The sequence below is a fragment of the Glycomyces luteolus genome, assembly GCF_027622875.1.
Taxonomy (GTDB): domain Bacteria; phylum Actinomycetota; class Actinomycetes; order Mycobacteriales; family Micromonosporaceae; genus Glycomyces; species Glycomyces luteolus.
On record NZ_JAPZVP010000012.1, the window covers coordinates 37,666 to 59,809 of the forward strand.

Below are 22,144 nucleotides of genomic sequence, written 5' to 3' on the forward strand. Positions count from 1 at the left end.
CCTCCGACCCTCTGGCAGTGCTGTGCGCTGCCGACTGACCTGAAGCGAGGGACCATCAATGACCTATCCGCAAGACAGCCGTCCCCAAGCGCCGTCGAACCGGCAGGCGCCGATCGGACGCTCACATGCCTCCGAGCCGCCTGCGGAGACCGACGACCGTTACCCGCCCCAGCGCCCCTCCCGACGCTTCGGCGGCGAAGGTACCGAACGCCGATCCGAGTACCACCGCCCCGGCTCGGCAGCAGTCGGCGCACCGAGTGCCGGGTATTACTCGGCTGCAACGCCCCAGCGGCCCGTTCCGCGTGCAGGCCGCCCCGCGGGCATCGCACCGGATAGGCGCCCGCGCGGGAACCCGTCCGGGCCATGGGCCGACCCCTATCCGGAACGTCGGCGCGGCGATGCTCCTCCGGCCGATCGCGGGTGGACTCAAGGTGGAGCGGACGACGACTGGGACACTCAGGTCTTCTCGCTCCTCCCCAGCCGAGCCTCTGCCGGAGCCGCCGACGGTCGCGGCGACCGCACTCCGCCCTCCTCCCGGGCGTCTCGTATCGATGAGGCGAACGACGATGCGGGCCCCGGCGACACCGCCCGGGCCCGGACGGACGCCAGACTCGCACGCCAGGTCGCCGCGATCGCCAGCCTTGCCGCTGGTGTCGTCCACGTCTTCGCCACGCCGGCCCACTGGGAGGAATGGCCCCTGGCCGGCGCCTTCTTTGCCGCCACTGCGGGCTTCCAGCTGCTCTGGGGATTGTTGGCGTTCCCGGTAGGGCACGTTTTCCTTCGTGTGGCCGGGATCGTGGCCAATATCGGCTTCCTCGGCCTGTGGGGGGTGAGCCGCGTGTGGGGCGTGCCGTTCGGTCCACACGCCGGTGTTCCCGAAGCGTTCGGCGAGGCCGACTTGATCGCCGCTGCCATGGAAGTCGCCATCGTCGTCGGACTGCTGTGGTCGCTCCTGCCGCGAGAGCGCCACGGCGTCCTCTCCGCAGGCGGGTATCGAGCGGTCGTCGTGCTGGCCTTCGTCGCACTCGGAGCGATGGCGATTCCGGGAGCGTCGGCCGCACTTGAGCACAGCCATTCCCACGATGCCGGCACCACCGACGGAGAAGACGACGGCCACGACCACGAGCACGGCACCGACGAGAACATGGACATGGAATCCCCGGCGGACTCGGAGACGAGCGCCGAACCCGATGAAGGAGAAGCCGAACCGACCGAGGACCACACCCATGCCCCCGGCGAAGAGCATGGCTGAGTAGACCTCCAGCTGGCATTCGTCCGTGGGACAGGACATCCGTCTGTTGCGCTCGCGGCCGGGGCAACACTCTGCGCGATTCCCTTGTCGAGCACTCGTGAGCCGGTAGGGTCCGGACCATGACGGACGCCGAGACCAGAATCAAGTCTTCCAGCGAAGCCTCGCCGGAGGCCATCGCTGATCGACTGGTCGAGCGGGCCCTCCACGAGATGCACACCCGTAGCGCGGACCACATCCACCAGTGGGGGCAGTACCACAATTCGCGTCTGGCTCGGTTGGTGCTGGCGCGCCTCGCCTGCCCGCAGGATCCCGATGCCGTCCTGCGGCCCGGCGTCAATCGGACGCGGCTGCGACGGGCCGACCTCAACCTCGAGGCGGTCTGCGCGCTCGCGGCCACCATCGGACTCAAGGCCGCCGACCCCGATGAACGCGCCACCGCCCTCGAACTGTTCGACCTGGCCCAGCGCCGACTCGGCCCCCGCTTCCCGATCGAATACCGTGAACTGCACGTGATGACGGCCTACCTTCTCGGCCGCGCCGGCCGGGTCAGGGCCCTGGCCAAGGCGTACGACGAGATACCCGGCCGACTGGTCGAGGCGATCCACTGCCAGGAGGCGCACCCGCGCGGCGGTGGTTCCGCCAGAGAGTACGTGCGGCGCTTCAGGACGTTCGCCGACATGCCCGAGCTGTCGGACCCCGTAGACGGGGAGCCGCTGGGCGTCGACCGCCTGCGGACCCGGCCGGTGCGAGCGATCGAGGGCGGCCCCCTGATCTCGGTAGTCATGACCTGCTTCGAACCCGACGAGACGCTGCTGACCGCAGTGCGGTCGATCGTCGCCCAGTCCTGGCAGCATTGGGAGCTGCTCCTCGTCGATGACGGCTCCGGGCCCCGGTACCGCGACGTCCTCGGCGAGGCCGCCGTCGATCCGCGCGTCAAGCTGATCATCCAACCCGAGAACGCCGGCACCTATCAAGCCAGGAACCGCGCCCTGGCGGTCGCTAAGGGCGAGTTCATCACCGGGCTCGACTCCGACGACTGGGCCCACCCTCGCCGCCTCGAAATGCAGGTGCAGCCGCTCATCGACCACCCGCACCTGGTCATGGTCGAATCGCGCAGCATCGCGGTCAAGGGGGACCTGTCGATGGTGATCGACCCCCAGATCGGGCTGATCGCCGCGAGGTCGACCCCGATCATGGTCCGTGCCGAGCCTGTCCTGCGGCGCATCGGCTTCTACGACGAGGTCAGAAGGAGCGCCGACTCCGAGTACCGCTGGCGCATCAAGACGGTCTTCGGCAAGGGGAAGGTCCTCCACCTCCTGTCGTCCGGTCCGTTGACGCTCGTCCGCTACTCGGGCTCGACGCTGTCGGCGGGGGAGGTCTCGCGGCATTGGATGTCGGCGACCAGGACCGCCTACCATTCCGGGTTCAGCCACTGGCACAGGAGGATCGCCAGGGGGGTCGCGGACCCGTTCCTGGGGTCGCTGGCCAGGCCCCGGCCGTTCCCGATCGCCCGCGACATCACCCGCGGCAAGACGGCGGGCGATACGGTCGCCTACGCGCGCATCTACGCGGCGGACTGGCGATCGCTCGACAGGCGGCGCCGGCTGATGCTCGACGACGCGGCGCGACTGGCGGAGGCGGGGTTCCCCGTCGCACTCCTCCACTGTCCCGAATGGATCAGAGTCGACCGCCGCCGGCCCCTGATCGACTGGGCCGTCCTGAACTCTGCCGAGACACACGGGTTCGACTTCATCGACCTCGAGACGCGGCACACCGCCCCGATCGTCGTGCCCACCGAGGCCTACGCCGAGCTGCTCCGATTCGAGCACCCCGAACTCGCGGCCGACCGCGTCCGCGTGCAGCCGTCATCGCCCCAGCCCTTCGCCGAGGCCCCACCTGGAAAGATCGATCACGACCGCGTCCCCCGGCCGCCGAGCCTGGTCTGGACCAGAATGGACGCCCTCCTCGCCGGGGCGGGCGGGTGCCTCGCCGCCGCCGCGGTCACGCTCGCCGCAGCCGTCCAGCCCGCCTCGCTGGAATGGGCCGTGGCCGGCAGCCTCGCTGTCTGGGTCGGACTCGTCCTGACACTGACCGCCCGCCATGCCGCTCTCCGCCGCACCTATTCGACCGAGAGCGATCAGGAGACGCCGGTCGAACGCGGCGGGAAGTCGCCGTTGCTGATCCTGAAGCAGGGGCTCGGGGTGGTCTCGCGCCGACCACTGTGGGCGGTGGCGGCGGTCGCGCCCGCGCTCCCGGCGCTCGCGGCCGCATTGCCGTCGAGTCATCCGGTCCTGCCTGCGGCCGCAACGGCCGGCGCGCTCGGCGCGCTCGCGGCCCTCGCGCAGCGGTACCTCTCGCGGTCGCTCGACTCGGCGCGCGCCGCCGCGGTGGAGCCGGACCACCGACCGCCGCCCAGACGCCCGAGCAGTGCCGATCCGCCCTCGAGGCGGCTCCGCGAGATCGAGCGATGGGACAGCCGCCTGAAACACGGCTGGTCGTCCAAGGCGGGAGACGACTTGCGCAGGATCGCCGAATCGAAGGACGAGCACATCGAGTGTCGAGTGAAGGCCATGGCCGCACTGTGCGGCTACGGCGCGAAGCGATTCCGGGCACTGCGCGACGGCAGAACACTGGAAGTCGACATCGTCATCGTCTCCACGCTGAACCTGGTGGGAGGCACGACGTCCGCGAATGAAGCCGAGATCCTGGCATACCGGTCGGCCGGCCTGAAGGTCGCGCTGGTCGACCACCCGGTGCTGGACAGGGCCATGCACCGTCCGGTCAACCCCCGGCTGCGTGCCCTGATCGACGGCGAGCACGTCATCGAGGTGCGACCCCAGGACACGGTCCGCTGCGATCTGGCGATCGTGCGCTTCCCCGTGGCCTTGGAGCACCTCATGGAGGACCGTCCCCGGATCGACGCGGCGCGAACCGTGCTGCTGGTCAACCAGACGCCGTTCGAGGAGTACGGCTTCAACGGCGGATGCGGGAAGGCCTGGAGCATCCCCGACGTCCACCGCAACGTCACCGCCTGGCTCGGTCCGCACACCTGGTACGCGATCGGCCCGGCCGTGCGCGACATCCTGCGCGCCCACCACGCCGAGGAGCTCGTCGGCGTCGATCTCGCCGACGACTTCTGGTACGAGACGATCGACATCGCCGACTGGGCGGGCATGCCGCGGAGGGAACGCGAGGAAGAGGAGCCGATCCGCATCGGACGGCACAGCCGCGACGACGTCGCCAAGTTCCCGAACATGGCCAAGCGCCTCCGCTCCGCATACCCCGACGCGGCGGACATCGAGGTGCATGTGCTCGGCGGCCACGGCGCGCTGCGGCGCATCCTCGGAACGATCCCGCCGAGGTGGACGGTCCACCGGTTCGGAGCCCTGCCCGCGGCGGACTTCCTGGCCGACATCGACGTCTACGTGTACTTCTACGACGAGAGGCTGGCCGAGGCGTTCGGCCGGGCGCCGCTGGAGGCCATGGCCGCCGGCGTCCCGTGCATCCTCCAGCCGAGCTTCGCCGAGCTGTTCGGCGACGGCGCTCTCTACTGCGAACCGGAGGAGGTCGAGACGGTGGTGCGGCGCCTGATGGAGGACCCGGCGTACTACGCGGAGCGCTCCGCCGCGGGACCGCGGACCGTGCGTGAGCGGTTCTCCCCGGACGCCCTGCTCTGCCGCGTGAGCGCGCTCGGCGTCGCCCCCGGGTCGCGGCCGACGGTGGTCGCCGAACCTGCCGCGCCGACCATGGGCGGTGCCCGGTGAACCCGGCGGGCACTGAACCGCGGGCCCGCATCAGGACTGGTGGGCGATGGTTCATCGCCGCGACGGCGACGGCCGGCACAGTGCTGCCGCTGGCGCTGCCGCTGCGGCCCGCGCTCGCCGCCGGCCTGGCGGTCATCGTTCTCGCCGTCATCTGCTGCCGTGCCGGCGCCGAGCTTCGACGCCGGCGCCGCGACGTGAACGTGAAGCGGCAGGCGACTGCGCTCCTCGCGGCCCCGGCCCTGCAGAGTGTCGCCCGGATCAGCGACGAACGCCGGATGTGCCGCGTAGGCGAGGCCCTGGCCGGGGGATTTCCCGACAGTGCGGTGGAGGAGGCGATCGAGGTCGCCGCGATCGCCGGGATTCCCGCCGCGGAGCGATTCGCGATGCTGCGGATGGTCGACGACTGGCTGCGGGAGAACGAGGGACGGCGGCAGTCGGCGCCGCGGCAAGGCACATTCGACGTCGTGTTCGTCTCGGATTTCAGCCGGCACGGCGGCAGTGCCGCGACCATCGCCGCTGAGATCCTGATCTGCCGGGACCGGAATCTCAAGGTCGGTCTGCTCCGCCACCCCGTGTTCCGACTGGGGCCGAACGAGCCGCTCGACCCGCAGGTAGAGGAACTCGTCGACGGCGAATCGGTTAGCCTCATCGGTTTGGACGACGCCGTCGAATGCGGGCTGGCCGTCGTCCGTCCCCCGGTCGCCTTGATGAAGCCGCTTGAACGGCGCCCGGCGATCAGCGCCGGGACCACCGTGATCGTCGCTGACCGGGCGCCGTTCGCGTACTACGGACCGGGCGGGCCTCGGGAGCAGGTCTGGGACATCGCGACCGTGGACCGGCATGTGACGGACTGGCTCGGCCGCCCCACCTGGTACGCGGGCGGACCGGCGGTCCGCACGGCGCTGTTCGAACACCACGCCGAGGAGGTCGCCGAGATCGACATGGCCTTGTCGGTCTGGAACGGCGCGATCGAGAACGGGGGGTGGCGCCAGGACGAGGAGACGACCCCGACGGCCGCATCCGTGTCGGCAGGTGTTCGTGCGGCGATGGCGGATACGGTCTAGCCCGGTGATGACGGTACCTGGCAGGGACTCCCTTGGGGTGCTGGGGCGGTTAACGTCGAGGTCATGGACAACAGGGACGAAGTCAGGGAGTTTCTCGTCTCGCGGCGTGCTAAGCCCGAGGCGACCCCGAGCTCGACGAACGCGAAGCGCTCGAAGGCGACGTCACCGTTGCGATCGCCGACTGAATCCCGGCGGCCGAACTCTTGAAAGGTGGAACAGGCATGGTCTCCAGACGTCGTGCATTGGGTTTGACCGGCGCCGTGATCGCCGGGGCCACTGCGGCCGCGTGCACAGCCGACGACGCCGCCGGACCGACCGCGAACGGCAGACCGTCGCGCTTCGGCGATCCCGAGGTCATCGCGACCGGGCTCGACGCCCCGTGGTCGATCGCGTTCCACGACGGCACGCCGCTCATCAGCGAGCGCGACACCGCCCGGATCCTCGAACTCGACGGGGACGGCAACGCTCGCGAGGTGGCCGTCGTCGACGGCGTCCTAGGCAGCGGCGAAGGCGGTCTGCTCGGCATGGCCATCAATGACGGGTACCTCTACGCCTACTACACCGGCGACGGCGACAACCGGATCGACCGGTTCGAGCTCTCCGGCGAGGCCGGAACGCTCGCGCTCGGTGAGGCGCAGCGCGTCCTGGTCGGCATCCCCGCAGCCAGGTTCCACAATGGCGGCAGGATCAAGTTCGGACCCGACGGCATGCTGTACGCCACCGTGGGCGATACGGGAAACGCGAGCAGCGCACAGGATCTCGAGTCGCTGTCCGGGAAGATCCTCCGCATGACGCCCGAGGGCGGCGTCCCCGACGGCAACCCGTTCCCCGGCTCGCTGGTCTACACCTGGGGCCACCGCAACCCGCAAGGCATCGCCTGGACCGACGACGGCGCCATGTACGCCGCGGAGTTCGGGCAGGACACCTGGGACGAGCTCAACCTCATCGAGGCCGGAGCCAACTACGGCTGGCCCGAGGTCGAGGGCATCGGCGACGGCGACGAGTACACGAACCCGATCGCGCAGTGGGGCACCGAGGAGGCCAGCCCCAGCGGCATCGCGATCGCGGGCGGCACCGTGTTCATCGCCTGCCTGCGCGGGCAGCGGCTGATCGAGGTGCCGCTGGATGACCCCGAGTCCCAGACCGACCATTACGTCGGCGAGTTCGGGCGCCTTCGCGACGCCGCCGTAGCGCCGGACGGCTCGCTCTGGGTGCTCACCAACAACACTGACGGCCGCGGCGATCCGGGGCCTGACGACGACCGCGTCCTGCGCATCGCCCTCGACTGACCTCCCGAACCCCGGCGCGGTCAGGCTTTCCGCCGGCAGGAAGACGCGGCCGTCCGCGATGCGAACGGCCGGTGCGCAAGTACCTGCCGCAGCTGATCGATCTGATCCGGCGCCGCGAGATCGACCCCGGCAAGGTCTTCGATCTCACGCTCCCGCTCGAGGACGCCGCCGAGGCGTACCGGGCGATGGACGAGCGCCGCGCCATCAAGGCGCTCCTGACCGTCTGACGAACCATCGACGAGGCGAATGGATTACGCGTTGCGACGAGGTCTCCGCTCTCGTGGCGGAGGACGAGGTTCTAGGCGCGGGCTCCGGCCGGGGTCCGGCGGGCGGCGTCGCAGGGTCGGGCGTTGCGGGGCCAGTGGCGGTGGCGGGCGTCGATGACGAAGTAGTGCGAGTGGATCCAGCCGTCGCCGACGCGCGCGGCTCCCGCGAGGTGCGGGTCGTCGGGGTCGAGTTCGGCGTGGACGTGCGCGAGCGCGACGGCGTCGCGCGCGGGCCAGATGATGCGGCCGGTGAGGGCGGCCGCCACCGCGATGCACGTGAGGACCGCGGCGGCCGCGGTCATGTCGGCGGCCGCGAGCCATCCCGCGACGGGATAGGTGACGAGGAACCAGCCGTGGGAGAGCGAGAACTGCGCGGCGAACGCGGCAGGACGGTCGTTCGGTGCGGCAGAGGCGGTCACGAGGCGCCCGGTGGGGGTGAGGATCGCGGCGGTGGCCGCGCCGAGGACGAACCAGTTCGCCAGCAGCCAGGCCCAGCCGAATGCTCCGGTGGCGAGCGCGGCGGTGAGCGCGACGAGCGCTGCGGCGAGCACGAACGCCGCCGCCGTCATGAGCCGGCGGTCGGTGGCGCGCCGCAGCAGCCGAGGCGTCAGCAGCGCGACGGCCATCGAGCCGATGCCATAGGCGCCCAAGGCGATCGCCACGTCGCCGTCGGTTCCGCCGAGGACGTCCTGGACGAGGACGACGGTGTTGACGATGACCATGGCGGTCGCGGCGGCGACAGCCAGATGCATGCACAGGAGCGCTCGCAGGCGGGGCGTAGCGGCGTAGAGGCGGAACCCGCGAGTGGTCTTCGCCCAGCGTCCTTCCGAGGCTTCGGCCGGGGCGGGTTTCGGGACGGCCACCGAGGCGACCAGGACCGCGGAGGCGAGGAACCCGGCGGTCGTCCCGGTGAACAACCACTCGTAGCCGACGAATGCGAGCATCGCGGCGGCGAGGACGGGGCTGACCAGGCTCTCGAGGTCGTAGGCGAGGCGCGAGAGCGACAGCGCCTTCGTGTAGTCCGCTTGGCGGCGCAGGACTTCCGGGATCGTGGCCTGGAACGTCGGCGTGAAGGCCGCCGAAGCGGACTGGAGCACCAGGACGAGGACGTAGATCTGCCAGACCTCGGTCACGAACGGCAGGGCCAGGGCCACCGCGGCGCGGGCGAGGTCCATCGCGACCATGAGGGTGCGGCGCGAGAGCCGCTCGGCGAGCGCCGTGGCGATCGGGCCGATGAACAGGTACGCGAGCATCTTGATCGCCAGGGCGGTGCCGAGCACGGCTCCGGCCTCCGGCCCTGCCAGGTCGTAGGCGAGCAGGCTGAGCGCCACGGTGGCCAGGCCGGTCCCGGCGAGGGCGATGACCTGGGCGGCGAAGAGGTGGCGGTAGGTGCGATTGCGCAGTACGGAGAGCACGGCAGGGTCCTCGGTGCGGGAAAGCTGACCACCCGACCGTAACATGTGTGCGCATCTGCGCACATGTCAACTACGTTGTTGTGCCGTCTCAGGCGGCGGGGGCGCGGCCGTGGTGGCGCGGATGACGAGTTCGGCGTCGCAGATCTCGCCGAGTCCGATGTCGAGGGCGAACACCATCACCGTCCTCGACCCGCCAGCGGCCCGCCGCTGCGTCGGGGAACCGGCCCGTCAGATCCTCGACCACTACCCCTCGGCGGTCTGACCTGATGGGCCACAGCAGGTGCTGTAGCCCAGGACGCCTCGACGGGCTCGGGTACCGCACATGGCTCTTACGTAGGTAGATGCCTCGCTGTAATTCGCAGTGGCGGAGGCCTTGACCGAAATGAATTGTTCCCGGTAACATCTGCTGGTCGCGTCGGCCCCAGCGCGGTCACGCCGCCGTCGGCGCCGATGAAGACGGCCGCGGGAACCGCCGCAGCGAGGATCAAAGGAGATCAATATGGGTATTCGGATTGCCCGCGAGAGGGCGCGGCCGCGCGCCGGGAGGATACTGTCCGCAGTCTCGGGCCTGGCGGTCGTCGGAGCGACGCTCGCCGGGGGCCCCGTGGCCGCGGCGGAGGTGCCGACGACCGGTCTGCTGGCGTCGTACGACTTCTCCGAGACTTCGGGCACGGTGCTGCACGACCAGTCCGGCGCGGGACGCGACGCGACCGTCGTCGGCGGCGAGGACTGGCACGCGGGGTTCATGCAGTTCGACGGGGCCAACCACGTGAAGCTGCCCGACGGCATCCTGCAAGGCGAGGACGCCGCGACGATCGTCATCGAGACGAGCCCCGAGAACCTCACCGGGGCGCAGTTCCTGTGGAACATCGGCGGCTCGGGCAACTCCGGCACCGGCCAGTTCTTCATCCAGCCCGTCGTGCCACGGCTGTCGATCTCGAAGACGAACTGGTCGGGAGAGCAGACGGCGCTCTCGACGCGCAAGCTCGCGCTGAACGAATGGCAGTCGATCGCCGCGACCGTGTCGCGCAACGGCACCGGGACGACTTCGACGCTCCGCCTCTACGTCGATGGTGAACTGTGGGCGGAGAAGACCGACTCGACGGTCAATCTCGCGGACCTCACGACCCACACCCTCAACTACATCGGCAAGAGCGCCTATGCGGCCGACTCGCTCTACCGCGGGAAGGTCTCCTCGTTCCGGGTCTACGACACGGCGCTCACAGCGACGCAACTCGGCGACATCGCCGCCGCCGACGCTCCGGCGGCCGCGGCGGAGACCGTCGCCGCCATCGACCTCGACGCCCTCAACGAGCAGGACCTCGCGCAGATCGAGTCGGACCTCGTGCTGCCTGCAGCGGGCGGCGTGAGCTGGACGGCCGAGCCCGCGGGCGTCATCGCCGCCGACGGCTCCGTCACGCAGCCCGCGACCGACACCGACGTGACCCTCACGGCCACCGCCGATGCGCGAGGGCAGACCTCCACACGCACGTTCGACGTCACGGTGCTGCACGCGCCGAGTGAGGCGGAGCGGGCCCAGAAGGACCTCAACGCGATCGTCATCCCCGGCTCGGACGACGTCCGCAGCAGCATCGACATCCCCGAGACCGGCTCGCGGTACGGATCGACGCTCACCTGGTCGACCGACCGTCCCGAGATCGTCGACGTCACCGGTGAGGGCGACATCGCGCCCGGCGTCGTGACGCGGCCCGCCGCCGACACGACGGTGACCCTCACGGCCACCGCCACCAACGGCTCGGCGGTCGAGACGCGCGAGATCGAACTGCTCGTGCGCAAGGCCTACGAGATGCCAGAGACGACCGACTACCTCTTCGCGCACTTCACCGGCACTGAGGACAGCCACACCGACGAGCAGATCTACTTCGCGACGAGCCAGGACGGCGCGAAGTTCACCGACACGCGCCCGGCCGGCTCCCCGGTGCTCTCGCTCGCCCCCGACGAGGGCGACGGCGGCGTCCGCGACCCGTTCCTGGTGCGATCTCCGGAAGGCGACCGCTTCTACCTCATCGCCACCGACCTCAGCATCTACCACCGAGGTGGTTGGGGCGCTTCGAAGGCGACGACGACCGGCTCGACGAAGATCGTCGTCTGGGAGTCCGACGACCTGGTGAACTGGAGCGAGCCGCGCCTCACCGAGCTCGCCGGGTCCATCCCCGGGGCCGGGATGATGTGGGCGCCGGAGGCCTTCTGGGACGAGGAGACCCAGCAGTACTACGTCTACTGGGCGACGAGGTCCGTCGAGCAGAACACGTTCGGCGACCCCGTGAACATGTACATCGCCACGACCCGGGACTTCGTCACCTTCTCGACGCCGCACGTCTGGATCGACCGGCAGATCTCCATCATCGACACGACGATGTTCAAGGTCGGCGACTGGTACTACCGCGCCTCGGGCGACGGCCAGATCACGATCGAGAAGTCCAAGTCCATCGACGTCCCGAGTGTCGCGACGACGGCCACGACGACGGGCTCAGAGCACCAGTGGACGCTCGTCGGCACGCTCCAGTCCATCTTCGGCGGCACGACCGAGGCCTGCGGCACGGGCCGCAACTACTCGGGCAACTGCCTCGAAGGCGCCGAGTTCTTCCGCTACAACGAAGACGACAGGAACGCCGCGCAGGAGCTGTACGGCCTCATGACCGACCAGTACGCGACCGGCCGGGGCTACCTGCCGTTCCGCACGACCGACCCCGGCTCCACCTCGACCGCCGACTGGAGCAAGGCGACCGACGTCGACTTCGGCGTCCTGAAGAAGCGCCACGGCGCGATCCTCCCGATCACGCAGCGCGAGTACGAACGCGTCATGTACCACTACGCCGGCGTGGGCGAGGACCCCGACGCGGGCCCCGACCTCGACGCGGCCGTGTCGACGCGGTGCGCGGCAGGCAAGGTGCTGGTCACGGCATCAGTGCGGAACGTCGGCGATACCGCGGCCGACGTGGTCGTATCGACTGCTTACGGCAGGAAAACCCTTGCGGCCGTAGCGCCCGGGGCCACCGTCTCGGCCGTCTTCACGACGCGGGCGACCTCGATCGCCGCCGGCACCGTGACCGTTACGGGCACCGACGCGAACGGCGAGACCGGACTCGCGGAGCCGTACGCGGCCGCTTCCTGCGGCTGACCGGCACAGGGGCTCCCGCCGCAGCGGCGGGAGCCCCTGCTTCACAACGACATCCGCGATCGAGCCGTCGCGCGGAAGGAAAGAGATCGACAATGAGGCCGCAATCGAAAGCGAACAGGCGCTGCGGCGCCCTGCGCGCGGCAGTGGGCGCCGTCGGGATGGTCGTGGCCGCGTCGCTCGCGGCAGTCGCCCCCGCCGTCGCCGCTGAACCGCCGACGCCCGCCGTCCAGTACACCTTCGACGAGCTCACGGCCGCAACGGCCGGCACCGCGATCGCCAACACCGGTAGCCGCGGCACGGTCCTGAACGCGGCCATGGTGAACAGCGGCGCGACGCTCGTCGATGACACGCACGGCGGCAGCGCACTGCGCTTCCCCGGCGGCACTGCGGGCTCGGCGGCCCCCTACGCCGTCATCCCGAACGGCGCGATCGCCTCCGGGCAGCAGGACGTCACCATCACGGCACGCGTGCGCTGGGAGAACACCACAACGGGATGCCGGTACCCCTTCACGCTCGGCGACTCCTCCACGAAGTACCTCTCGTACCTCGCCGGCTGCGTGCGGGCCGAGATGAAGAGCGGCTCGACGGCCGTCACCAAACAGAACGCGACCATTCCCGAAGGCGACTGGACCGACATCGCGATCGTGCTCGACGGCGGGTCCTCCTTCGCGTTCTATATGGATGGTTCCCTCGTCGGCTCCGTCTCGACGGCCTACACGGCCTCCAGCATCGCGACCTCGGGCGCATCGGGTTGGCTCTCCAAGTCGCCCTTCACGGCCGACCCGTACTTCGACGGCGCGGTCGACGACCTGACCGTGTGGTCCGAGGCCCTGACAGGAGCGCAGGTGGCCTCCGTGTACGACACGTACAGCGACGAGTTCGTGGCGAACGCCGTGGAAGCGGTCGACCTCGGCGACCTCTCCGCACTCGCCTCCGATCTCTCCCTCCCGACGACCAGCACCGACGGCGAGGTCGCCATCAGCTGGGCGAGCTCGGCGCCCAGCGCCGTGAGCGACGCGGGCGAGGTCAACCGGCTCGACACGGACACCACGGGCACGCTCACCGCGACCTTCGAGCGCGGCTCGGTCACGCAGCAGGCGACCTACGACTTCACGGTCCCGGCGACCGACGACCCCGCAGGCGCGAACCAGGACGCGGCCGCGGCCATCGTGCTGCCCTCCGTCCTCGCGTCCGGCGACGTACTCCCGACCGCCATCGCGGGCCGCGACATCGCATGGAGCGTCGTCTCCGGCCCCACGAGCGTGGCCGACGGCACCGTCGCCTCCGGCCCCGCCGACGGGCTCGCCGACGCGGTGCTCCGCGCCACCGTTGGCGCCGGCGACATCGCGGCGCAGCGCGACATCGGCGTCCGCGTGATCGAAGAAGGCAACGCGACCCTCGCCGCCTACACGACCACCAAGACCACGCGCGGCACCGACGACCCCGAACTCGAGACGTCGGTGCACCTGGCGCTGAGCGGCGACGGTACCTCGTACACGGCACTCAACTCCGGCGCCGGCGTCGTCTACGCCTCCGCCGAAGGGCAGAGCGAGTCGGCGAACGGCGTCAAGCGCGGCCTCGCCGACCCCCGCGTCTTCCGACTCGCAGGCGACGACGGCTTCGGCGTCATCGCCCGCCGCGTCAACGTCGACGGCACGCAGACCGCCGCCGACGCGCGCGGTGCGATCCTCTTCACCACCCCCGACCTCGTGCACTTCACCGAAGTCGGCTTCCTCACGCTGAGTGAGGCGGTGACCCGCGCCGCCGCCGAATGGGACGCCCACGCGGGGGCCTACCGCATCGTCTGGCGCGATGCGGACGGCTCCGTGCACACGGCGACCACAACGGACTGGACGACGCTCACCCCCGCGGCCGACGCCCGCACCTACGAAGGCCGCCTGTCGACGATCGCGGTCGCGAACGCCGGCGAGGCGTCGCTCATCCCGCTCACGGCAGAGGAAGCGGCAGCGCTCGCACGGCTCCTCGGCCGCGTCGCGAACACCGGCATCGAGAGCCCCGAACTCACGATCGCGCAAGGCGACGGGTTCACCGCACCCGACGACGTCGCAGCCGAGTACTCAGACGGCCAGACCTACTACCTCGGCGTGACATGGAACCCCGACGAGCTCGCGGCCGTCGACACCTCGACCCCCGGCACCTACACGGTGACGGGCGAGCCCCGCTGGCAGCAGACGGTGTTTCCGCTCGTCTCCGGCCGCGCCGACCCGCACATGCACCGGTACACCGATCCGGTCACGGGCGAGAAGACCTGGCTCTTCATCTCCACCGACGAGAACGGACAGGACGACTTCTTCATCCGCGAGGCGTCTACGGTGGAGGGCATCAAGACGGCCCCCGACAACAAGATCCTCGGCTCGGGCCTCTTCGGGAGGGGCGGCCAGCTCTGGGCGCCCGAGTTCCACGAGGTCGACGGCGACCTGTACGTCCTCTTCGCGGGCAATGTCGCGAGCGGCGGCGACATTGCCAACATCCAGGCCCACACCATGCGCCTCAAGCCGGGCCAGGACCCGCTCCTCGCCGCGAGCTGGGAGACGCCGCAGCGCGTCCTGGGAACCGACGGCGGCCACCTCGCCACAGCGGGCCTCACGCTCACCATCGACATGACGCACCTGCGCGTGGGCGACCAGGACTACCTCGTGTGGAACCAGCGCACGAAGTACGACGCGAACGGGCAGCCCTCTCGGAGCGGCGCCTGGGCCCCCGCCGTCATCAAGATCGCAAGGGCAGACGTGTCCTCCACGGGCGCATGGCAGATCACGACCGACCCGGTCATCCTCTCCACTCCGGGCCTCGGCTGGGACTACAACACGTCCCCAGTGGACGAAGGCCCGTTCGTGATCCGGCGCGACGGCAGGATCATGATCACGTTCTCGGGATCGGGCGTCGACGAGACGTACGCCGTCGGCCTCCTCGAAGCCTCCGCCGACGCCGACCTCACCGACCCGGCGTCCTGGACCAAGCGCAGCTACCCGATCTGGAGCTACGAAGGGCCGATCGCGAACAACTGGGGCCCGGGGCACAACGCCTACGTCCTCGACGACGACGGCAACCTGCTCAACGTGTTCCACGCGAAGCCGACGGCGACGGGCGCGCGGACGGCCGGAGTGCGGATGGTCTACTTCCGCACCGACGGCACGCCCATCCTCGACATGACCGACGCCGAATGGCTCGCCGAAGCGAACCGCACGGTGACGATGACGGTGACCGTGGAGCCGGCCTCGGGCCCCGACTTCGAGGCGACGACCACGACCCGCTGCGCCGCAGGCAAGGTGTACCTCACCGTGTCCGTGCGCAACACGGGCGACGCGACCGCGTCGTTCACCCTGTCCACCCCGTACGGCACCAGGAACGTCTCCGGCCTCGAACCGGGTGCGGCGTCTTCGGCGGCGTTCAACACGCGCACCGCCGACCTCCCTGCCGGAACCGTCGAGGTGACCGGAACCGCCGAAGCCGGCGAACGCACCGAATCCGTCGACTACCCCGCACTGCACTGCGGATGACCAGGAGACGCACCATGACGACCGCAACGAATGCGCTGGCGTGCCTGATAGCCGGGACGCTCCTCGCCGTGGGACTCCCGGCCGTCGCCTCGGCCGAGCCGGCTGAGCCGGTGCCCGTCGTCCACTACACCTTCGACGAACTCACGTCGCTGGGGGCGGGAGCGACCCTTGCGAACACCGGTTCAGGAGGAGCCGCCCTCGACGGGGTCGTCTCGAACACCGGTGCCGCGGTCGTCGCCGACGAGTCGGGCGGCTCGGCTGTGAAGTTCCCGGGCGGCGCCGGCGCTTCCACGACCGCGCCCTTCGCGACCATCCCGCTCGGCGCCGTCGCGGCCGGCCAGCAGGACATCACCTTGACCGCGCGCATCAAGCTCGACGCGACCGCGAACAACTGCCAGTGGCCGTTCATGATCGGCGAGTCCCGCACGAAGTACCTGTTCGCGACCACCGGCTGCGGTTCGGGCACCTACGGCGAGGCCGTGGACGGCTCGGTCAGGGCCACCGCGCGCCGGGCCGGCGTGCTCGGCACGGGATGGCACGACCTCCGGGTCGCACTCGACGGCGGCAGTCGCCTGTATTACTACATCGACGACGCGCTCGTCGCCTCGACCGCGACGACGCTCACGGCGGCCGACGCGGCAGGGTCGACCCGTTCCGGATGGCTCGCCAAGTCGCCCTACGGTGACGCGTTCTTCAACGGGACGATCGGCGACTTCGCCGTCTACGCGGAGTCTCTTGTCGACATCGATGACACCTGGTCGGTCTTCACCTCGTCGCTGGCGTTCGCCGACGGGGACGTCGTGAAGGTCCATCCGGACGAGACGCGCACCCTCGCGCTGCCGACGACCGGCGGGGTCGTCTGGACGAGCTCGGATCCGGGCGTCATCGACCCGCTCACGGGCGCCGTCACCCCGCCCGCCGAAGGCGTCGCGACGGTCACGCTCAGCGCGACCCTGGCCTCGGGCGGCGAGACGCGCAGCGCCTCCTACACGCTCGCGACCTCCCGCCCCGCCGCCGGCGACCCATACGGCTACCTCATGGTCCACTTCATCGAGGACGCCAACGGGTACGCGGAGAAGGTCTACTTCGACCTCAGCCGCGGCGACGACCCGACGAAGTGGGACCGCCTCAACGCGGGCGACCCGATCCTCGCGTCGGACCTCGGCTCGACCGGCATCCGCGACCCCTACCTCGTGCAGAACCCGACCACGGGCGCCTACTACCTCATGGCCACCGATCTGCGGGTCTTCGGCTGCCAGCCTTTCACCACGGGCGGACGGGAGTACGACTGCTCGCAGCACGGCAGCTGGCCCGCCGGAGCGAACCTCAGCCGCGAACTCGTCTTCTGGGAATCGGACGACCTCGTGAACTGGTCGGAGCCCTGGACCCTCCCGATCGCGCAGCCCGACCAGGGCATGGCCTGGGCACCCGAGGCGACGTGGGATCCGCTCGCCGAGCGCTTCGTCATGTACTGGTCGTCGAAGACCTACCCGACGACCCGGTTCCCGGACCAGGTGGCGAGCGAGGCGGGCGCCTACTCGAAGGTGCAGTACGGCTTCACGACCGACTTCCGCACCGACTACACCTACGGGGGCGTGATGATCGACAAGGGCCGCAACGTCATCGACACGACGATCTACCAGTACGACGGCCGGACCTACCGCATCTCGAAGGACAACGGCGACGCGAACGTCGGCATCTGGATGGAGGCGACCGACGCGCCGGACTGGTGGCTGCCGACCACGACGTGGACGACCGTCGAGACGGCGATCGGCAAGGCCGACTACGGCTCGGTCGAGGGCCCGCTCATGTTCAAGGACACGAACAAGGATGCCTGGTACGTCTACGTCGACCAGTACGGCGGCTCGTCGCAGGGCTACCGGCCGTACCGGGTGACCGGGCTGGAGACCGGCGACCTCGACGACATCCTCTTCACGAAGATGTCCGCGAGCGAGTTCGACATGCTCTCGACCACCAAGCACGGCGTCGTCCGGCCGCTCCGGCTCGACGAGTACACCGCGCTCCGCAAGGCCGACTCGGTGTCCTCCATCGCGCCGGTCGCCGTCGAGACGACGGCGGGCGAGGCGCCCGCGCTGCCTGAGACCGCGACCGTCTCCTACGAGGACGCGCGGTTCGGCGCGGCCCGGATCGAGCGGGCCGTCACCTGGGACCAGATCGACCCGGGCGCGTACGCCGCCGAAGGGACCTTCACCGTGACGGGCGTCGTCGAAGGCGTACTGCCGGACCAGCAGTTCTCCGCAGACCACGCCGAGACGCTGCGCGCCCAGGCGACCGTGACGGTCCTGCCGCCTCCGCTCACCCTGGAGGCGGTGGCGTCGACGCGCTGCGTGGCAGGGAAAGTCCACATCGTCGCCAGCATCCGCAACGCCGATGACGAACCCGCCGGCATCGTTGTCACAAGCCTGTACGGAGCGAAGACCGTCACCGGGCTCGCCCCGGGGAGCACGGCCTCGGTCGTCTTCACGACGCGCCAAACCGCCGTTCCCGCAGGCGAGGTCGCGGTGGGCGGCACCTCGGCCTCGGGCGAGTACGACGGCGGGGCGGCCCATGCCGCCGCATCGTGCGGATGAGGTTCCTTTACCGATCGGTAGGCTTGAGGAGCCGCGCGGCACCCTGCGCGGCTCTCTTACCCCCCGGCTTTGCGAAGAGGACGGACCCCCATGGAGGACACGCGTGGCGAACACGAGCGCTGACAAGCCGAACATCCGGCAGGTCGCGCGGCTCGCCGGAGTCTCCCACATGACGGTGTCGCGGGTGCTCAACGAGTACCCGCACATCAAGGAGGCGACGAGGCGTCGTGTCCTGGAAGTCATCGAGGAGCTCGACTACCGCCCCAACATGGCCGCGCGCGCGCTCGCGACCCAGAGGAGCCAGCGCATCGGCGTCATCGTCGAGAGCGCCGTCGAGTTCGGACCGACGAGCACACTCCGCGCGCTGGAGTCCACGGCTCGTGGGGCGGGGTACGCGGTCAGCTCGATCGCTCTCGAGGACGGCGCCAGGATCTCGCCGCAGGAGGCGGTCGACAACCTCACGACGCAGGGCGTCGACGCGCTCTGCGTCGTCGCTCCGCGCTCGTCGTCGATCGCGGCTCTGCGCAAGATCTCGATCAACATCCCCGTGCTGGTCGTCAAACCCGACAGGGACCCGACGTTCCTCACCGTCTCGCTGGACCAGAAGCAGGGGACGACGCTCGCTGTCGACCACCTCGTCTCCCTCGGGCACCGCGACATCCTCCACCTCGCGGGCCCCCTCGACTGGCTCGACGCGCGGGCCCGCGAGCGCGCCTTCCACGCGCGCGCGAAGTCGTGGGGCGTCCGGGAGCGCCCGATCGTCGTGGGCGACTGGAGCGCCGACTTCGCCTACGACTTCGCCAAGGGCATACAGGAGCTGCCCGACTACACGGCGGTCTTCGTCGCCAACGACGAGATGGCGGTGGGGCTCGTCCACGGTCTGCACGAGCGCGGCATCGAAGTGCCCGGCGACATCAGCGTGGTGGGCTTCGACGATGTGCCGCTGGCCGCGCACGTGCTGCCGCCGCTCACGACCGTGCGGCAGAACTTCCGCGGGCTGGGCGTCGCGATGGTCGAGCTGCTCCGCGCGGCCATCGAGCAGCGCGAGATCCCGCGCGTGACAAGGATTCCCGCCGAGATCCTGGTGCGGTCGTCGACCGCCGCTCCCAGGGGGACGGCGTCATGACCGCGCCTCGGCCCGTGGTGGAGATGTCGGGAATCACCGTCGAATTCTCGGGGGTGCGCGTGCTCGACGGCGTGGACCTCACGCTGTATCCGGGCGAGGTCCACGCGCTCATGGGGGAGAACGGCGCGGGGAAGTCGACGCTCATCGGCGCACTGACCGGGACGGTCCCGATCCTCTCCGGCGAGGTGCGCATCGAAGGCGAGGAGCGCATGCCGGCGGGTGTGGCGCGCAGCCGCGCCGAGGGCATCGCGACGGTGTTCCAGGAGACGCATCTGAGCCCGCATCTCACGGTCGCCGAGAACGTGATGATCGGCAATGAGGCGCGCGGGCCGTTCGGCATCGACTGGAAGGCCAACCGCGCCCGCGCCGCCGAAGTGCTCGCCCGCCTCGGGCTCGACGACCTCGACCCGCGCAGCCCCCTGTCGGCGCTGTCGCCGGCGGTGAAGCAGCTCGTGGCCGTGGCGCGGGCGCTCGTGGTGGAGCCGCGCGTGCTCGTCCTCGACGAGCCGACGTCGAGTCTCGATGCGGGAGAAGTGAACACGCTCCTGCGCGTCGTGCGCGGCCTGCGCGACCGCGGCGTCGCCATCCTCTTCGTCTCGCACTTCATCGAGCAGGTCTTCGACGTCGCCGACCGGATGACCGTGCTGCGCGGCGGCCGTGTCGTGGGGGAGTGCCTGGCCGCCGACCTCGATCGCGCCGACCTGATCTCGAAGATGATCGGCGAGGACATCGACGCGCTCAAGGCGCTGCGGTCGGAGCGGCTGGCGCACCATTACTCGGCCTCGGGCGAGCCGACGCTGCGGGCCTCCGCGCTCGGCCGGCGCGGCACGCTGGATCCGACGGACATCGAGCTCTCCCGCGGCGAGGTCGTCGGTTTCGCCGGGTTGAACGGCTCGGGCCGGACCGAGCTCGCACGCCTCATGGGAGGCGCTGAGCGGGCCGACAGCGGCGAGATCTGGATGGACGGCGCCCGCGTGCAGCTCCGCAGCCCCGGTGCGGCACTGCGCTGTCGCGTCGCGCTGTCGACCGAGCACCTCCGCGAGGAGGGGATCATCCGCGGGCTCACGGCCCGGGAGAACATCGTGCTCGCCCTGCAGGCGATGCGCGGATGGTCGCGCCCGCTGTCGCGCGGCGAGCAGGACGCGCTCATCGAGACGTACTTCGAGGCGCTCCATATCGCTCCCGACGACATCGACCGCCCCGTCGAGGAGCTGTCGGGCGGCACGCAGCAGAAGATCCTGCTCGCGCGCCTCCTCGCGACGCGGCCGCACGTGCTCATCCTCGACGAGCCGACGCGCGGCATCGACATCGGCGCCAAGCTCGACATCCAACGGCGCGTGGCCCGGCTGGCGGGAGAGGGCGTCGCGGTCGTGTTCATCTCCTCGCAGCTGGAGGAGGTCGTGCGCCTGAGCGACCGGATCGTGGTGCTCAAGGACCGGGAGAAGATCGGCGAGCTCAGCAACGGCCCCGGCGTCACCGTCGACACGATCGTCGAGATGATCGCGGCCGACCTGGACGGAGATCCCGAGGAGTTATTCGGTCACGATTGTGACACGGGTCTTGCCTCCCCAAAATTGTTCCCGGTAACATAAATCGCGGCGCAGCCCCTGCGCCACTGCGATCGGCAGCGGACCCGTCCGGGTTCGGACCGTCGGACTTCCCTGCGTCCGACATCTCAAGGAGGAGAACCAATGTCTGCAAAGCAGCGCCTTGCCCAGGTGGTCGGAACGGCGGCCGTCGGCGCCCTCGCACTCGGCCTCACCGCCTGTTCGGGCGGCGACTCCGGCGGCGACGACCTGACCACGATCGGCTTCGTCGCGGTCGGCCCCGAGGGCGCCTGGCGAGAGGCGAACGAGACCAACATCCAGGACACCTTCACCGAGGAGGCGGGCTACGAGCTCAAGTACGCCCCCGCCACCAACCTCGACCAGAAGTCGCAGATCGACGCCTTCACGTCGTTCGTCGACGAAGGCGTCGACGTCATCCTGCTCTCGGCCACCGAGGCCACCGGCTGGGAGGACTCGCTCCAGCGCGCGCAGGAGGCGGAGATCCCCGTGATCCTCCTCGACCGCGGCATCGAGCCCGACGACACCGACCTCTACGTCACCCGCATCGCCCCCGACAACATCGAGGTCTCCACCGCCGTCGCCGACTGGGCCGTCTCGGCCTTCCCCGACGGCGCCAACTACTTCGTGCTCGAAGGCCCCGCGGGCGTCTCGGTCGTCAACGAGCGCAACGAGGGCTTCGACGCCGTCGCCGGCGCGCAGCCGAGCCTGGTCAAGGTCGGCGCGCAGACCGCGAACTGGTCCACCGAAGAGGCCAAGAGCGTCGTCGAGACGGTCCTCAAGTCCAACGACAACGACGTGCAGTTCATCTTCGCCCAGAACGACGAGATGGGCCTCGGCGCCGTCCAGGCCGTCCAGGAGGCCGGCCTCACCCCCGGCGTCGACGTCAAGATCGCCACGATCGACGGCACCAAGAACGCCCTCGGAGCACTCGCCGCCGGCGAGCTGAGCTTCGTGGCCGAGTACAACCCGCTCTTCGGCGAGACCGCCCTCGATGTCGTCGAGAAGGTCCTCGCCGGCGACGAGGTCGAATCGAGCATCGTCGTGCCGAGCGCGACCTTCGACTCGCCCGAGGCGGCCGAGACGGCCCTGCCCGACCGCAAGTTCTAATCACCTGAGCGGCAGTACCTCCCGGCGGGGGGGGGCCCC

11 protein-coding genes and 1 pseudogene are annotated in these 22,144 nt (G+C 70.2%); 11 read left to right on the forward strand and 1 reads right to left on the reverse strand.

Annotation, left to right across the window (positions count from 1 at the left end):
- Positions 1-784 precede the first annotated feature (784 nt).
- The 5 genes and pseudogenes from O1R50_RS15780 to O1R50_RS15800 all read left to right on the forward strand — a co-directional run.
- The gene (locus tag O1R50_RS15780; RefSeq protein WP_270111057.1) at positions 785-1,252 is read left to right on the forward strand and encodes a hypothetical protein; all 468 of its coding nucleotides are present in this window, start codon (positions 785-787) and stop codon (positions 1,250-1,252) included.
- Between the two features lie 119 nt (positions 1,253-1,371).
- Positions 1,372-5,016 (forward strand): glycosyltransferase, encoded by a 3,645-nt coding sequence (locus tag O1R50_RS15785; RefSeq protein ID WP_270111058.1) that lies wholly within the window; start codon positions 1,372-1,374, stop codon positions 5,014-5,016.
- Entirely contained in the window at positions 5,013-6,080 is a 1,068-nt protein-coding gene (locus tag O1R50_RS15790) for a hypothetical protein (protein WP_270111059.1), read from the forward strand. Before O1R50_RS15785 ends, O1R50_RS15790 begins: the two co-directional genes overlap by 4 nt.
- Positions 6,081-6,301: 221 nt before the next feature.
- Positions 6,302-7,369, forward strand: a complete 1,068-nt coding sequence (locus tag O1R50_RS15795) for a PQQ-dependent sugar dehydrogenase (protein WP_270111060.1) — start codon at positions 6,302-6,304, stop codon at positions 7,367-7,369.
- A 68-nt stretch (positions 7,370-7,437) separates the two neighbouring features.
- Positions 7,438-7,596, forward strand: a pseudogene (locus O1R50_RS15800) (IMP dehydrogenase); the annotation flags it as partial.
- Between the two features lie 71 nt (positions 7,597-7,667).
- Here the strand turns inward: O1R50_RS15800 and O1R50_RS15805 are convergent.
- The gene (locus tag O1R50_RS15805; RefSeq protein WP_270111062.1) at positions 7,668-9,050 is read right to left on the reverse strand and encodes an MFS transporter; all 1,383 of its coding nucleotides are present in this window, start codon (positions 9,048-9,050) and stop codon (positions 7,668-7,670) included.
- Between the two features lie 499 nt (positions 9,051-9,549).
- Between O1R50_RS15805 and O1R50_RS15810 the strand changes: the two genes are divergently transcribed.
- From O1R50_RS15810 to O1R50_RS15835, 6 genes are all read left to right on the forward strand, one after another.
- Positions 9,550-12,192: an immunoglobulin-like domain-containing protein gene (locus tag O1R50_RS15810; RefSeq protein WP_270111063.1), complete on the forward strand. Its 2,643-nt coding sequence runs from the start codon at positions 9,550-9,552 to the stop codon at positions 12,190-12,192.
- Positions 12,193-12,284: 92 nt separating this feature from the next.
- Positions 12,285-15,713 carry a family 43 glycosylhydrolase gene (locus O1R50_RS15815; RefSeq protein WP_270111064.1) on the forward strand — a complete coding sequence of 1,143 codons (3,429 nt, stop codon included), beginning with the start codon at positions 12,285-12,287 and terminating at the stop codon, positions 15,711-15,713.
- A gap of 14 nt (positions 15,714-15,727) precedes the next feature.
- Positions 15,728-18,304 carry an Ig-like domain-containing protein gene (locus tag O1R50_RS15820; protein WP_270111065.1) on the forward strand — a complete coding sequence of 859 codons (2,577 nt, stop codon included), beginning with the start codon at positions 15,728-15,730 and terminating at the stop codon, positions 18,302-18,304.
- A 103-nt stretch (positions 18,305-18,407) separates the two neighbouring features.
- Entirely contained in the window at positions 18,408-19,430 is a 1,023-nt protein-coding gene (locus O1R50_RS15825) for a LacI family DNA-binding transcriptional regulator (protein ID WP_270111066.1), read from the forward strand.
- A complete protein-coding gene (locus O1R50_RS15830; RefSeq protein ID WP_270111067.1) occupies positions 19,427-21,022 on the forward strand; it encodes a sugar ABC transporter ATP-binding protein in 1,596 nt (531 codons plus the stop codon). The genes O1R50_RS15825 and O1R50_RS15830 overlap by 4 nt, the downstream gene beginning before the upstream one ends.
- Before the next feature lie 99 nt (positions 21,023-21,121).
- Positions 21,122-22,105, forward strand: coding sequence for an ABC transporter substrate-binding protein (locus tag O1R50_RS15835; protein WP_270111068.1), 984 nt, complete (start codon positions 21,122-21,124; stop codon positions 22,103-22,105).
- Positions 22,106-22,144: the final 39 nt, after the last annotated feature.